Below are 15123 nucleotides of genomic sequence, written 5' to 3'. Positions count from 1 at the left end.
AGAGACATGGAGAAAGCCGGCTTTCTCCAGGCCGATATCCACGAAAGCCGCCTGCATGCCGGGCAGTACTCGGGTTACTCTGCCTTTGTAAATGTTGCCGGCCAGCCCACGAACGAGGTTTCGTTCGACCATGAAATCGGTTAGGGCTCGGTCTTCAAGCAACGCTACTCTTACTTCCAAAGCGGAAGCATTGATAATCAGTTCGCGTTTCACTCTTGCCTGGTGGATGCGGATGAATCGGGTGGGGGGGAGAAATGGCTGGGAGCCCAGGCGCGTCTATGCGGCGCGCCGTACTCATTCCGGGTATCGTACAATTTTGACCTCGGAAAACACTTCACCGCCTCCCGCACTCCCTATGCCGCATCATAGGAAATAGCGAGCAGCGGACGCAAGCGGGGCGGTTTTTCAGGCCCGACAGCTTGACTTCATGCTCCATAGCAATAACCATGCATAAAGACATGGCTGCCGTGGCCGACACTCTCTGGTCGCCAACTGCCGGAGGTTCTCTTCTCACCAGCAAGGTTCTGGTTCTGAACCGTTCCTACCTGCCGGTTCATGTCACTTCGGTCAAGCGTGCTTTTGCGCTGCTCTATCAGGGGGTAGCCAAAGCGGTCGATGAGCAGTATCGGACTTTTGATTTTGCTTCGTGGCGTGATCTCTCGATCGAACTGCATCACGAGCGGCTGGGCGTGGTGGGTGGCTTTATTCGCGTGCCCAGAGTGCTCTTGCTGAGCGCCTACGAGCGCGTTCCCAAGCGCCATGTCCGCTTCTCTCGTTTCAACATCTACGCCCGCGACAGCAATACTTGCCAATATTGTGGTGTGCGCTTTTCCCGCGCCGACCTCAACCTCGATCACGTCATTCCGCGCTCGCGGGGCGGGGTCTCCACCTGGGAAAATGTGGTCTGTTCCTGCCATGTCTGCAACCGCAAAAAGGGCGGCCAAACTCCCGAAGAGGCGGGCATGAAGCTCATCAAGCAGCCGCGCCGACCGCAATGGACCCCCTTCAACCTGGAGAGCTTCAGCCTGCGCTACCAGGCATGGCAGCCTTATCTGAGCACTCTGGACAGCGCCTACTGGAACACCGAGCTGGTTCGGGACTGAACTGCGGCTTGGCGCCGGCTTACCGCAACTTATTGTGGTATGCGAGCAACACCTCCACCCTATCTAGCGCCGTTATCTTGACCTTCGCCGGCTCTGTATGGGATAACCAAGCCTATCGGAAGGATGTCCACAGCGCGCTGGAAACGGCTGGGCTAGCGCTAGCGACACGGGGAAAAGGGGCGGTGGAGAGGCGGTATGCGGCTTAAAGCGCTTGAAATTGTCGGCTTCAAGTCTTTTCTTGAACCCACGACGATTAGTTTCGCTCCTGGCGTGACCGCGGTGGTCGGCCCTAACGGCTGTGGCAAATCCAATATTGTCGACGCTATTCGCTGGGTACTGGGCGAACAGGCGCCCACGCGTTTGCGCGGTAAAGCCAGCGAAGATCTGATTTACGCCGGCAACGACAGAAATCCGGCCGCTGGGATGGCCGAGGTATCTCTCATTCTCGAGGCCCAGGAAGAGCGTCCCCTGCCGGTGCCCTTCGAAGCGCTAAGCGAGGTCGCGATTACCCGGCGGGTGTTCCGCTCGGGTGATTCCGAATACTTGATCAACAAGATGCCCTGCCGGCTGAAGGATATTACTGAGCTGTTCATGGCGGCCCAGGTCCATAGCCGCGGATATGCGATTATTGAACAGGGCAAAATCGAAGAAATTATCCACGCCAAGCCCGCCGAGCTGCGCGCACTTATCGAGGAGGCTGCCGGACTGGCGTTGTTCAAGGGGCGCCGGGAGTTGAGCGAGCGCAAGCTTGAGCGCGTGCGTGAAAATCTCAATCGGCTCAACGATGTCGTCAGCGAAATCGAGCGCCAGCTTGCCTATGCTCGCCGGCAGGCCAAAAAGGCTGAGGCTTACAAGAGTGTCAAGCAGCAATTCGACGAGCTAGAGCGGTTGGCGGCTGGCCGCCGTTTGCTCGCCCAACAGGCCGAACTCGAGCATTGCAGCACGCGCGGCGAGCAACTCAAGCGAGAACTTGACGCAGCACGCGGCCATCAACTCGCCTTGCAGCAAAGCTTCGAGGAGGCACGCGCCGCCGAGCAAGAAGCTTCGCGCCGTCTAAGTGAATTCTCGCGGGAGCTGGAAGGAGTGCGAGCGATCGCCGCTCAACGGCTGGAGAATCGCCGCTTCATCGAACGCCGCTTGCGTGCCGCAACCGAGTTGCAACCCCAGCTTGTCGCTCGGATTGGCCAGACCGAACAGCGCGCGACCGCTGCCCGCGCGATGCGTGCCGAGGTCGGTGCCAGGCATGCGCGCGAAGCTAGCTCCGGAGACAACAATGAGGGTCAGCTGCTGGCGCTCAAGGCTCAATATGAACAGGAAGCCGCCCGGCTCAAGCGCCATGAAGATGCGCTTGAAATTCTCAAAGATAAAATCGCGGATCTGATGCGCGAGGCCGCTGTGATCCGCGGCAGGTTAAGCGACTTAAGTGGCGAACAGGCCCGTCTGCGCCAGACACTGGCGGGGCAGGGCGAGGCCGAGGCTGAGGGACTGGAGCGGGTCAAATCTGGCACTCAGGCGGTTGCCCAGGCGCAGGCTGAGTTGGAGCAACGGCGTGCCTCGATCGCCGAGCAGGAAGCCGATCAAGTTGCGGCCAACGAGGCTGAGTTGGAAGCCCGCGGCGCGCGCGAACAGGCTGCCGCCCGGCTCAAGGCGGCGCGCGAAGTTCTGGCCGCGGCCAGCGCTCGAGTAGAGCGACTAAAGCGCAGTGCCGCCGGCGAGCGGCTGCGCAGTGTGCTGGAATCGCTTAACGGAGACCGACCGGCGCAAACTCCGCGCTTTCTGCAGGAGGTCATTCGGGCGCCCCGCGAGCTGGAACCTGCGATGCGCGCGGTGTTGGGTGACCAACTAAGCTCGGTCATTGTTGACAGCCCCAACTTTGCCTTGCGCGCGATCGAAATTCTCAAGCGCAATCGTAAGGGTCGGTTGAGTTTCGTACCGCCTCCCGCTACGGCCGAGCCACGCCATTGCTTATCGGCGGCCGGCATCAGCGGCCGCCTGGTTGAGATGCTGACCGTGCAGCCCGGCTATGAGTCCGTAGCGGAAGCCTTGCTCGGCCAAGTCTTGGTCGCCGACGACCTGTCGAGCGCATTGGCGGCTGCCAGCCTCAATGGCCACGGTACGGTCTTCGTCACGCGCGAGGGCGACGTGGTCTGGCCTGAAATTCTTATTAGCGGCGGTAGCATGGTCGATATCGAGGCCGAAGACGCCGACCTGCTCATCTCGGTCGAAGATGCCCAAAGCGCCGTGACCGAGGCCGAAGAGATGGACCGCGAAGCCGCCGCACGGTTGCTCGCGGCGCGCACCCGGCGCGAGCAGTGCACAAGCGAATTGCAAGCCGGCCGGCGGATCGCGCTGGCGGCTGAACAGGCCTTGATCCAGCGCCGCAACGAATTGGCTCGTATCGAGCAGGAGTGCGCGCTGGCTCAGGCCCGCCGCGAGGGGGCCCATCGGCGCCTTAGCGAAATCGAGGCCCTGTTGCCGCTCTCGCACGAACGGCTGCGGGAGTTGGCCCTGCTGGAGCAGGCACTGCGCGAGCAGCTTAACTCTTCCAAGGCCGAAGGCTTGGAATACAAGACCCGGGCCGACGCAATCGCCGAGGCGATGCTCGATCTTGCCTCGCGGGTGGAGATGCGCAAGGCCAAGCTGGCGGGATTGGAACAAGAGCTGCGGCAGGTCAGCCTGCGCGCGGGTGAGTTGGAGAGCCAGCTTGATCGCGACCGCGAGGCGCTCGCTCAGGCCAACGTCGAAAAAACCGAATTAGAGACCGAACTGGCGCGCCTGGCACAGCAGGAAGCGACGGAGTGTGCTCGCCAGGCCGAGTTGGACGCCGCGGTGAGCCAACTCCGGCAGCAGACGCGAGAGCTGGAACAACAAAGCGCCCAGGCTCGCGCGGCGGCCTCCGCGGCGCATGACGAAGTGGCACGCCTGGAGCAGGAAAGCATCGATTGTGCCTTACGCCACGAACGCGCTGCCACCCTTTGCCAAGAGCTGAGCCACACTTTCCGCGAGCGCTTCGAGCTTGACTTTGCTGACGCCGCTCAAGCCTTGGCGGCTGCCTTGCAGGGACGTGACGCCGGCGCCGACGAGACCCGCCTAAGCGAGTTGCGCGCGCGGCTGGCTCGGATTGGTGAAGTGAACCTGGCGGCCGAAAGCGAAGTCTCGGAACTCGAAGAGCGTGCCCGCGGTTTGAACGCTCAGCGTGAAGATATGGAAAAGGCACTGGCCGATCTTAATCAGACCGTGCAGAAGCTCAACCGCGAGGCACGCCAGCGTTTTGCCGAAACCTTCGAAGCCGCGGCGCGCCATTTTTCCGAGGTCTTTCCCAAGCTGCTGCGCGGCGGCCGTGGCCATCTGCAGTTGGTAGATTCCGACGATCTGCTGGAGGCCGGAGTAGATATTCTGGTTCAACCGCCGGGCAAAAAGGTCAAGGAAATCTCTTTGCTCTCCGGTGGAGAAAAGGCGCTTTCGGCGCTGGCCCTGGTCTTTTCCTTGTTTTTGCTAAACCCCAGCCCCTTTTGCCTGCTCGACGAGGTGGACGCGCCGCTGGATGAATTCAGTGTCGCCGCCTTTACCGGACTCGTGCGTGAACTCAAGTCTCGCTCTCAGTACATCGTAATCACTCATAATCAGCGTACGATGCAGACCGCCGACCAGATTCACGGCGTAACCATGGATCAACCCGGGGTGTCGCGAATCATCTCCTTGAAACTGCCCGAAGCGGCCTGAGCCGGTTTGGTTTTCTAACCGGTGCGCAGGCTGGTATTTTGGGGGGTGGCTACGAGCGCTGAACTTGCGTGGGTGGCCCTGCCTCATCCATGAACACCGTCGAATTGATTATTCTGGTCGCCTCGGCCTTCGTTAGCGGAGCTGCGCTGACCGCCCTGGGCGTTTTGATTGAATTCAGCGTGCGCAAACGGGCTCCAACGCGGGTCACGAGGGCGCAGATCGAGCCTGCGCCGCCGCCCGCTCCGCCCGAAGTTACCGCCACCCCCGAGATCGAGCCGCAGACCCGGCTCGTCCCGCCTGCGGCGGCGGCAGCAGCCCCTCCCAGCGAGGTCGCGTCGCTTCCTCAAGTGTCTCCCGCGCCTGAAGTAGCCTCGCCTCCGGAGGCTGCCGCTCTCCCGGAAGAGGCCACCGCTGTTCCCCTCGAGGCCGTTCCTGTCGCGCCCGAGCCGCTCCTGCCGCCCCCAGTGACGGTCTCACCCCCTCCCGAAGTCTTGCCCGCACCGGTTGCGACGCCGCCATTGGCGCGTTTTCGTCTGGGGCTTCGTCGCACGCGTGAGGGGTTTCTGAGCCGTTTGCGCAGCGTGATGAGGGGCGGTGCCCCCATCGAGGAGATCTACGACGGCTTGGAGGAGGCCCTGATCAGCGCTGACGTGGGGGTTGATGCCAGTACTCGGCTGGTGGCCGCGGTGCGCGGCCGGCTCAAGGGTGCTTCGACCCCGGACGCTATTCGTGAAGCGCTCAAAGGTGAAATCAGCACCACTTTGAGCGCCGTCGAGCGCGAGCCGGCCGACAGCGGTGACGCCCCTTTGGTGGTGATGCTGGTAGGGGTTAACGGGGTGGGCAAGACCACCACGGTGGCCAAGCTGGCAGCCCAGTTCAAGGCGGAGCGGGGCAGCGTACTGGTGGCTGCGGCTGATACCTTCCGTGCCGCCGCGATCGAGCAATTGGAGGTCTGGTGCCAGCGTGTGGAGGTGGATCTCATCAAGCAGAAGCCCGGGTCGGACCCCGCGGCGGTAGCCTTCGACGCTGTTAAGGCGGCCCGCGCCCGGGGAGCGGCCACCGTTCTGATCGATACCGCCGGCCGGCTCCAGACCAAGGTCAATCTGATGGAGGAGCTAAAGAAAATCGCTCGCGTGGTAGGCCGCGAGCTGCCGGGTGCACCCCACGAAACTTGGCTGGTATTGGATGCCACCACGGGTCAAAACGCGCTCAGCCAGGCTAAGCTCTTTGCAGATGCCGTGCCACTAACCGGGGTGGTGCTGGCGAAACTGGATAGCACGGCCAAGGGCGGGGTAATAATCGCAATCGCCGACCGGCTCAAGTTGCCGGTCAGGTTTGTCGGTATCGGTGAAGGGCTGGACGATTTGCGCCCCTTTGACGGGCGCGAGTTCGCCGAAGCGTTATTTACAGAGGAGGCGACCCAGGGCGGGAGCTCTTATGCTGCTTGACAGCCTCTTTGGCTAAAAAATACATTACCAGCGGAATATCATGGCATTGGAAATACTGCACGATTTAGAGCAAAAAATTCAGGCGCTGGTGGAGCGGGCCGAACAGCTCCGGCAGGAGAACGTTCGCTTGAGCGAACAGCTGGCCGCCGGCAATCGGCGCCTGGAAGAGGTTAGCAATCAACTCCAGCAGATCGAAAATCAGTGCCAGCAACATGAAACCGAACGGCTGGAAATCAAAGGCCGAATCGAAAAGTTGCTGTCGCGCTTTGACGGCTTGGACCTTAGCTGAGGGGTTGAAGGTCTGCGAAATACGCGATGGCCAGCGTCAGCATTGAAATCATGGGACAGCATCTGGTCGTTTCCAGCGAGGCTGACGCCGAATGGGTGCGAGCGGTGGCCCGTAGCGTCGATCAAAAGTCGCAGTCGATTCGGGTTAAAATGCGCAGTGTCAACGCGGTGGACCTGGCCATCCTGACGGCGCTTAACTTCGCCGATGAGCTGGAACGGCTGCGCGGTGAGCACCGCCAGTTGCTCGAGCAGATCGACGCGTTGAATCAGCGCCTGTCTCGATCGTTCATAGAGAGGAAGTGACCAGGTTCGCGTGCGGCCGCATGGACTGGGGCGAGGGCTGGACGTACGCTGGACGACGGGGGCATTTTGGAGCTCGACCAAGCAAGATGTGCGCGGGTGGCGTGGCCGCCCGCGGGCTTTTCCGGTGACCCTATACGGTGATGGTAAGCAGCGGCATCCAGCTCGCAAGGGACACTTGATCGCTGAGCTACCGACCGGCTTGCGGACTGCCGGTCGGATCTGATTTGGAGCTCTGCTCCCGCCATGGAGAATTCATGGCGGACGACCGAAAAATGCGCATTCGAGAGGCGGCGCGCCGTGCCCGCGCTGCTCTCCCCAAACCTCAGGCACAGGCTTGGTCTGAAGATATCCAACGGCGCGTGTTGGCCTTGGAATGCTACCGGCGGGCGGCGGCGGTGGCGCTTTATGCTCCCCTGAATAACGAAGTAGCTACAGACCGCCTGGCTGCCGACGTCTTGGCTGGTGGCCGTCCGCTTTATTATCCGCGCTTGGACGCGTCCGAACGTTTGGCTTTGGTTGAGGTCAGCTCGCTGGGAGAATTGGTAACCGGTCGCCTCGGCTTTGCCCAACCCGTCGGTAATCGCCTTTTGCCGCCTGAGATGGCGCCGGGGCTAATTATTTTTCTCCCCGGGCTGGCTTTTACCTGGACTGGGCAACGGCTGGGCCGTGGTGGTGGTCATTATGACCGCCTGCTGGCCGAACTTCCCGGTTGTACCGCAGTTGGTTTGGCCTACGCTTTTCAGATCGTTGACAAACTACCCGAGGATCCGTGGGACCAACCCGTGGATCTAATCGTAACCGAGCTTGCGAGCCGAGCCGCTCAACGCCCGCGGGCGGAGAGGCTCGGATCTGACAAAGGAGGTGTGCCCAGGTGACGACTGTGATCGGGCTCGCATTGGGCCTGATTGTGGGTCTGATTGTAGCCGGGGTGGTGTATGTCCTTACCCGCCGGCGAGATAACCAACAGTTGGCCGTGGCTACGGCCGAGGCCAACGTAATTTTGGCTGAAGCCCATAACAAGGGCGATATTATCATTAAAGAGGCCGAGCTTAAGGCCAAGGATCTGCTGGTCGAAAGTCGTGCTCAGGTCGAAGAAGAGCTGCGGGAGCGCCGAGCCGCACTGTCCGCGGTGGAGACCAAGCTTGTGGCGCGCGAGGAGATATTCGAAAAGCGAGTCGAGAGCTTCGAGCATCGTGAGGCCGAGTTCAACCGGCGCGAGCAAAGCTTGCGCGCGCGAGAGAAAAATCTGACGGAAAAGGAGGCTGAACAACAAGCCTTGGTGGAACAGGCCCGGCGACAGTTGGAATTCGTCGCCGGCCTGACCCGTGAGGAGGCGCGCCGCTCGATTGTCGAGGAGATGGTAGGACAGGCTCGTCACGAGGCCGCCCGCCATATTCGCCTGGTCGAGGAGGAAGCGCGCGAGGAGGCCGACCGGCGCGCCAAACGGATCATCAGTATCGCAATCGAGCGCTTGGCAGGCGAATATGTCGCCGAGCGTACGGTCTCGGTAGTAGCGCTGCCCTCCGACGAGATGAAGGGGCGGATCATCGGCCGCGAGGGACGCAACATCCGCGCGATTGAGGCTGCGACCGGGGTCGATATCATTATCGACGATACCCCCGAAGCGGTAGTTATCTCCTGTCACAATCCGATTCGGCGAGAAATCGCCCGTGTGGGGCTGGAAAAGCTGATTTCCGACGGCCGCATCCATCCCGGCCGCATCGAGGAAGTGATACGCAAGGCCGAACAGGAGGTCGAGGAGGGGATTCGCGAGGCTGGCCAGCGGGCGCTCATCGAGGTCGGCGTTCATGGCGTGCATCCCGAGCTGATCAAGCTTTTGGGAATGCTCAAATTCCGCTACAGCTACGCGCAGAACGTGCTCGCCCATTCGATGGAGGCGGCCTTCCTATGTGGCGCGATGGCGGCCGAGCTGGGACTAAATGAAAAGCAGGCTCGCCGTGCCGCCTTGCTTCACGATATCGGCAAGGCGCTTACCCACGAGGTCGAAGGCTCGCATGCTTTGATCGGTGCTGAGTTGGCGCGCAAATACGGCGAGTCGGCCAAAATCGTCAATGCTATCGCGGCCCATCACGAGGAGGTCAAGGCCGAGACCATCTTGGCTCCGCTGGTCGATGCCGCCGACGCCCTGTCGGGAGCACGCCCAGGGGCACGGCGCGAGGTGCTCGAGAGCTACGTCAAGCGGCTGGAGGATCTGGAAACCATCGCCAAGTCGTTCAAAGGCGTGGATAAATGCTTTGCGGTCCAGGCCGGGCGCGAGATGCGGATCATCGTCGAACCCTCCCAGATAAGTGATGACGATACCGTCCTGCTAGCGCGCGATGTGGCAAAGAAAATCGAAACCGAGATGACTTATCCCGGTCAGATCAAAGTGACCGTCATTCGGGAGATTCGCTCTACCGAGCTGGCCCATTAGGCGACAATCGCGCTTCATTCAAGCGTGCAAAGAGCGGCCTGGCTTCAGGCCGCTCTTTGCTACTCGGCCGGCTAAGACTAAGATGCGCGGATAGATGGCGACGTTGCGCGAATTGATGGAGACCACGACCGCGCTGGAGAAGGCCACGATGGCGCTGTACGCCTGCTATGCGCGGGTGTTCAGCGCTGACTCCAAGCTGCACGAATTCTGGCATTCGATGGCTCGCGACGAAGCCGGTCACGTCGGCGCGCTGACGCTGGTCTCTACCATGCTCGAGGTGCAGGGGCTGCTAGATGAGCAAAGTCCGTTGCCCTTGGACGATGCGGCGATCAGCCGCTTGCGGGTCATGCTCGAGCGCGAGCGCGCGGCCGCGCAACCCGGACTGACCATTCAACGCGCGCTGGCCGCAGCCCTTGAGGTCGAAGAGAGTGAGATCGAGGATCAGGTCGGCGCGCTGCTCAAGGCGGTCCACCAGAATGACGAGTATGAACGTTATCAGCGCTTGCTCATCCACGATATGAGCGATCTCAGCTATATGATTGAATCCTACTGCGAGGATCCAGCGTTGCTCGCCCGCTGCGACGCCCTGGTAGAGCGTCACGCTCAGGCCTTGCATGGCGCCGATCGCCACTGATGGCACGAGGACGACCAGCGAGCGCGCTGCTTGACGCTTCGTCCGCGCCGCGGCTACATTCAACTCAGCGCTGAGGAGTCGGCTAATTGGCAAGCCACCTGACTCTGGATCAGGCGATTGAAGGTTCGAGTCCTTCCTCCTCAGCCAATCCCCCTCTACGGCAGCGGTCTGCTGGCCCGGTGGTCGCGCTCTTCCCCCATGAGGATGAAAGTCCGAGTAGTCCGCGATTGTATGGCTAACGCCAAGGGTGCGTAGGGTTAAAATCGACGTGAAGCACGCCAAGCGGGGCGGAGGTTCCTCTGCGCGAATTGCCTTGAGTCTCCGTGTGCTTCGGTTGACCACCAGCGTTGTCTTCGTTCAAGCTGCCGATGAAGGCTGGCTGGGAAAAGGGAGAATTCTATGAGAGCACCGACCTATCAGGAATGCGTGGAATGCATTGGCGCGATCTTCGCGCAGGCTGCCGCCAATAAGGGGCTGCCGATCTCGGCCGCAATTGTCGACGGTCACGGCGATCTGGTCGCGTTCGGCCGGATGGACGGGGCGGCGATGCGCACCGTGAATCTGTCCCGCGACAAGGCCTATAGCGCGATCTACATGAGCCGCGACACCAACGAATTTCGCGACATGATGGCTCATTTTGGCTTCGAGCTTAATTGGTTTGCCAATCCGCGGCTGACCGCCTTGCCCGGCGGCGTCCGCATCCGCGACGACCAGGTCACGGTCGGCGCGATCGGTATCAGCGGCCGCACCGCGGACGAGGACCACGAATTGGCCCGCTTCGGCTTCGAGCGGCTTCGTCCCAAGCTTTCATAGCCGGGGCCTCGGCAACGCAGGCTGCGCCGCCCGAGCTCCGCTCTTGCCACCGTGTCGCAGCCCAAGGCAAATAGAGATATGGCTGCCAGGAGGGCGAGTGACACCGATCATCAAGCCGGCAAGGCGCGCGTGCCGTTCGCCGAGTTGCGCCAGCGCGCACACGCGCTCGTTCCCATCCTGAGGTCCGGAGCCGAAAGCGTGGAGCGCAACCGCCACGTCTCGCAGGAGACGATCGAGATGCTGCGCGCGGCCGAACTGTTCAAGCTGATGCAACCGGCGCGCTTTGGCGGCTTCGAATACGGCTTCAGTCAGCTTATCGACATCAACTTGGAACTCGGCCAGGGCTGCGGCAGCAGCGCCTGGTGCGCGAGTCTGACGATGGCTGGCCAATGGATGGTTGGCTTGTTCCCACTGGCCGCCCAGGAAGAAATCTGGGGTGCGGACCCGGGGACGATTCTTGCTCATCAGCTATTTCCGACCGGTACCTGCACGGCCGCGCCAGGCGGTTTTCGGCTCAGCGGCCGCTGGCCGTTTACCAGCAATTGCGACAACGCGTCCTGGTTCCTGTTTGGCGCAACCTTCGTGGGGGAGGGGACGACCCAGCCCTATCAAGGCTACCTCCTGGTGCCGCGGGAGCAGGTCGAGATCATCGATGACTGGTTCGTGGTCGGGTTGGCCGGGACCGGCAGCAAGAGCGTCGTTGTCGACAATGTCTTCATTCCCACTCATCGCGCGCTTGCAGCGAGCCACCTGGAATTCGCGCGTGCGCCTGGCGCGCTGGTCCACCAAGCACCGCTCTACAAGCTGGCCTTTCGGCCTAACATTCCAATTTGCGTGGTGACTCCGGCCCTGGGCATGGTCCGGGGTGCGATCGACGACTTCATCAACTGGGTTACCAGCCACGCCCGGGTCAGCGGCGCGGCACCCGCGGCCAATTCACTCGCTCAGGTCCCGCATATCCAGACCCGGCTGGCCGAAGCCGCGGCATTGCTAGATTGCGGATTGTTGCTGATGAAGCGCGATGTAAGCGAGCTTGAGGAATGCGCGAGCCGCGGCCAGGAGCCGTCGCTCGAGTCGCGCCTACGCAACCGCCGCGATCACGCCTACGTTGCGCGGCTAATGGTCGAAGCAATCGACCTGCTGTTCGAGCCGCTGGGCGCGCACGGGCTGCCGCTGTCGGGCGCGATTCAACGCGCCTGGCGCGACGTCCATGCGGCGGCGCATCACGTCACGGTGGATTTCCACGTTAACGGGGCGATGTACGGGCAGTGGCGATTCGGCCTCCCGCCAGCGGGAATTTTCTAGCAGAGCGCAGTTTCTTGCCGCTGGATTGTATCCTGCAGATTTTTCGCCGGCGCTGGGCATGACGCGGAGGCGGCTGTGGCCAAGCTTAACTTTGCGGACACGAAAACGGCGCCGAAGATGGTCCGGCGCCGTTCGGTTTAATGGACGGGGAAGCAGAGTTGCCCGCTAACCGGCACTGGCGGTAGCGGTGTCAGCACCGTCCTCGTTAAGCGAGTCCTTCATCTGTTTTCCTGCCTTGAACTTGGCTGATCGACTGGCCGAGATCTGGATGGATTCGCCAGTCTTGGGATTGCGCCCAATCCGGGGGCGGCGGGAGGAGACCGAGAAAGTACCAAACCCGGAGATGTTCACCCGATCTCCATGGCGCAGCGCGGCAACGATGTCGTCGAGCACGATATTGATCGCCTTCTCCGCCTCTGACTTGTGCATTCCCAGCTTGTCAGCCAGCCCTTCGATTAATTCCGTCTTCGTCATGCTGTGATCCCCGAAGTCAACTCAGTAGGGGCTAGCTAAACTCTGCCGGTTAGTGCTTGTCAAGGTCTAACCACCCATTTTCCAACAAACTCATGGTTAAGGTCGGGGTCGGAGGTGATTCCTTGCCGCGGTCATCGTCTTCGTCCTCGTCTTCGTCGTTGAGCAGCGGCTCGGGCAGGTTTTCCGGAATGAAGGCCAGATCGATGTCGTCATAGGGCTTGAGGAAGCCTTCCGGATTTTCCAGCACCAGCGCCCGCTTGAGCACCTCGTCCATATGCTCGACCCGTACGACGCTTAAGTTTTTAAGTACCTGAGCGGGGATATCCTGGACGTCTTTCTCGTTTTCCTTGGGAATCAGGATGGTCTTGATTCCACCGCGGTGGGCAGCCAGGGCTTTTTCCTTCAACCCTCCGATTGGAAGCACCCGCCCGCGTAGGGTGATTTCCCCGGTCATCGCCATGTCATTGCGTACCGGCACCTTGCATAGCGCGGAGACCAGCGCGGTGGCCAAGGTTATTCCAGCCGATGGACCGTCTTTGGGGATGGCGCCCTCGGGGATGTGGATGTGGATATCGATGCGCTGGTAGAAGTTGGGGTCTAGCCCAAAGGCGGCCGCGCGCGAACGCACGTAGGAAAGCGCGGCCTGCGCACTCTCCTGCATCACCTCGCCTAGTTGTCCAGTCACCGTCAGCTTGCCGCGGCCGGGCACGATAGTCACCTCGACCGAGAGTAATTCGCCGCCCATTTCGGTCCAGGCCAAGCCGGTTGCCACCCCGACATGAGGCGTCTGTTCGGCCAGCCCGTAGCGAAAGCGCGCAGGCCCGAGGTACTTGCTCAGACTGGAGCTGGTGACCTTGACCTTGGCGTTGCGGTCGTTCTTGACCACCTCCACCGCGACTTTGCGGCAGACCGCGGCCAGCTCGCGTTCCAGGTTGCGGACGCCGGCCTCGCGCGTGTAATGGCGAATCAGGCCCAGAATCGCCTTGTCCGATAACTCGACGTTTTCTTCCTTCAGCCCGTTAGCCTCGCGCTGCTTCTTAAGCAAGTAGCGTTTTGCGATGTTGAGCTTTTCGCTCTCGGTGTAGCCCGGGATGCGGATTATCTCCATCCGGTCCTGGAGCGGGCGCGGGATACGTTCGAGGGTGTTGGCCGTGGTGATGAACATCACCTTGGACAGATCATAATCAACGTCGAGATAGTGGTCGTTGAAGGAAAAGTTCTGCTCGGGGTCAAGTACCTCGAGCAGGGCGGAAGAGGGGTCGCCACGAAAATCGGTGGACATCTTGTCCACCTCGTCCAGCAGGAAGACCGGGTTGCCGGCGCCCGCCTTGCGCATGTTCTGGATCACCTTGCCCGGCAGAGCGCCGATGTAAGTACGGCGATGACCGCGAATTTCGGCTTCGTCGCGCACTCCGCCCAAGGACACCCGCACGAACTTGCGCCCCATCGAGCGAGCGATCGAGCGGCCAAGCGAGGTTTTACCCACCCCCGGAGGTCCGACCAGGCACAGGATGGGCCCCTTGATCTGTCCCACCAAGGCCTGCACTGCAAGGTACTCCAGAATCCGTTCCTTAACCTTGTCCAGCCCGTAATGGTCTTCTTCCAAGATGCGTTCGGCTTCCGTGATGTCCAGCTTGTCCTCGGTGTATTCGTACCACGGCAAGGACAAAAACCAGTCCAGGTAGTTGCGAACCACCGTGGCTTCGGCTGACATCGGCGACATCATCTTGAGCTTCTTGATCTCGCGCTCGCACTTCTCGCGGGCCTCGGCCGACATCTTCTTTTCCCGGAGCTTGTCTTCGAGCTCCTGGATCTCGTTCTTAAACTCGTCCTTTTCGCCCAATTCCTTTTGAATGGCGCGCATCTGCTCGTTGAGATAGTACTCTTTCTGGGTCTTCTCCATCTGCTTCTTGACCCGAGTACGGATGCGCTTTTCCACCTCCAGAATTTCCAATTCCGAGCGCATATAGCCCAGAATCTTCTCTAGCCGCTCGGCTGGATTGGTCAGTTCCAGCAGGGCCTGTTTCTCCTCCAGCTTGATGCCCAAGTGGCCGACCAGCTTGTCAGCCAGATAGGCTGGATCCTCGATGGCCGCGATGGAGGTGACCATCTCGGGCGGAATCTTTTTGTTCAGGCGCACATAGTTGTCGAAGGTCGAGATTACCGACCGCATCAAGGCCTCCACCTCGGTGGTGCGCTCGTAGTTCTCTTCGATCTCTTCGACCTCGACCTGGAAGTACTCCTGGTCGGAGGTGTGGCGGAGGATGCGGGCCCGCTTCTTGCCCTCCAGCAGGGCCTTGACCGTGCCATCGGGCAGGCGCAGCAATTGCACCACCACGCCCAAGGTGCCCACCGGGTAGATATCGTCGGCAGTAGGTTCGGAGACTTTGGCGTCTTTCTGGGCGGCCAGCAGGATGGGTTTTTTTTGCGCTTCGGCTTCTTCCAGCGCGCGGATGGACTTATGCCGGCCCACGAAAATGGGATAAACCTCATGCGGAAAGACGATCAACTCGCGCAGCGGCAATAAGGGCACAATCTGCACTGTATTGTCACGGTTGTCTTTTTTATCGTTACGAAAAAGCATTCTTTTGGAGTCTC

The 15123-nt window shown here is 61.1% G+C and carries 13 protein-coding genes and 1 tRNA gene; 11 read left to right on the top strand and 3 right to left on the bottom strand.

Translation table 11 applies throughout. From position 1 onward, the window contains the following. On the bottom strand, window positions 1–213 hold a 213-nt coding region (locus VKV28_10565; GenBank protein ID HLH77237.1), incomplete at its 3' end, for a hypothetical protein. A gap of 233 nt (window positions 214–446) precedes the next feature. Here VKV28_10565 and VKV28_10560 point away from each other — a divergent pair. The 11 genes from VKV28_10560 (at window position 447) to VKV28_10510 (ending at window position 12051) form a co-directional block, all read left to right on the top strand. After that, entirely contained in the window at window positions 447–1103 is a 657-nt protein-coding gene (locus tag VKV28_10560) for an HNH endonuclease (GenBank protein ID HLH77236.1), read from the top strand. Window positions 1104–1298: 195 nt separating this feature from the next. Continuing rightward, window positions 1299–4826, top strand: coding sequence for a chromosome segregation protein SMC (smc, locus tag VKV28_10555; protein HLH77235.1), 3528 nt, complete (start codon window positions 1299–1301; stop codon window positions 4824–4826). Window positions 4827–4915: 89 nt separating this feature from the next. Further along, window positions 4916–6274, top strand: coding sequence for a signal recognition particle-docking protein FtsY (gene ftsY, locus VKV28_10550; protein ID HLH77234.1), 1359 nt, complete (start codon window positions 4916–4918; stop codon window positions 6272–6274). 40 nt (window positions 6275–6314) lie between these two features. Beyond that, entirely contained in the window at window positions 6315–6563 is a 249-nt protein-coding gene (gene zapB, locus VKV28_10545) for a cell division protein ZapB (GenBank protein HLH77233.1), read from the top strand. Between the two features lie 26 nt (window positions 6564–6589). Next, a complete protein-coding gene (locus VKV28_10540; GenBank protein HLH77232.1) occupies window positions 6590–6865 on the top strand; it encodes a cell division protein ZapA in 276 nt (91 codons plus the stop codon). A gap of 254 nt (window positions 6866–7119) precedes the next feature. Then, complete coding sequence (locus VKV28_10535) at window positions 7120–7740, top strand: 5-formyltetrahydrofolate cyclo-ligase (GenBank protein ID HLH77231.1); 621 nt, start codon at window positions 7120–7122, stop codon at window positions 7738–7740. Continuing rightward, on the top strand, window positions 7737–9299 hold the full coding sequence (rny, locus tag VKV28_10530) for a ribonuclease Y (protein ID HLH77230.1): 1563 nt from the start codon (window positions 7737–7739) through the stop codon (window positions 9297–9299). The genes VKV28_10535 and rny overlap by 4 nt, the downstream gene beginning before the upstream one ends. A 94-nt stretch (window positions 9300–9393) precedes the next feature. Beyond that, a complete protein-coding gene (locus VKV28_10525; GenBank protein HLH77229.1) occupies window positions 9394–9933 on the top strand; it encodes a hypothetical protein in 540 nt (179 codons plus the stop codon). Between the two features lie 71 nt (window positions 9934–10004). Beyond that, window positions 10005–10080, top strand: a tRNA-Gln gene (locus VKV28_10520). A gap of 252 nt (window positions 10081–10332) precedes the next feature. Further along, window positions 10333–10746 carry a heme-binding protein gene (locus VKV28_10515; GenBank protein ID HLH77228.1) on the top strand — a complete coding sequence of 138 codons (414 nt, stop codon included), beginning with the start codon at window positions 10333–10335 and terminating at the stop codon, window positions 10744–10746. Between the two features lie 78 nt (window positions 10747–10824). After that, entirely contained in the window at window positions 10825–12051 is a 1227-nt protein-coding gene (locus VKV28_10510) for a hypothetical protein (GenBank protein ID HLH77227.1), read from the top strand. A 165-nt stretch (window positions 12052–12216) separates the two neighbouring features. On the opposite strand, the gene VKV28_10505 is transcribed toward VKV28_10510, so the two are convergent. Together VKV28_10505 and lon are read right to left on the bottom strand one after the other, a co-directional pair. Then, on the bottom strand, window positions 12217–12525 hold the full coding sequence (locus tag VKV28_10505) for an HU family DNA-binding protein (GenBank protein ID HLH77226.1): 309 nt from the start codon (window positions 12523–12525) through the stop codon (window positions 12217–12219). A 49-nt stretch (window positions 12526–12574) separates the two neighbouring features. Next, window positions 12575–15109: an endopeptidase La gene (gene lon, locus VKV28_10500; GenBank protein HLH77225.1), complete on the bottom strand. Its 2535-nt coding sequence runs from the start codon at window positions 15107–15109 to the stop codon at window positions 12575–12577. Between the last annotated feature and the right edge of the window lie 14 nt (window positions 15110–15123).

This window comes from Candidatus Binataceae bacterium (assembly GCA_035294265.1).
Taxonomy (GTDB): domain Bacteria; phylum Desulfobacterota; class Binatia; order Binatales; family Binataceae; genus DATGLK01.
This window is presented reverse-complemented; position numbering and strand designations above follow the sequence as displayed.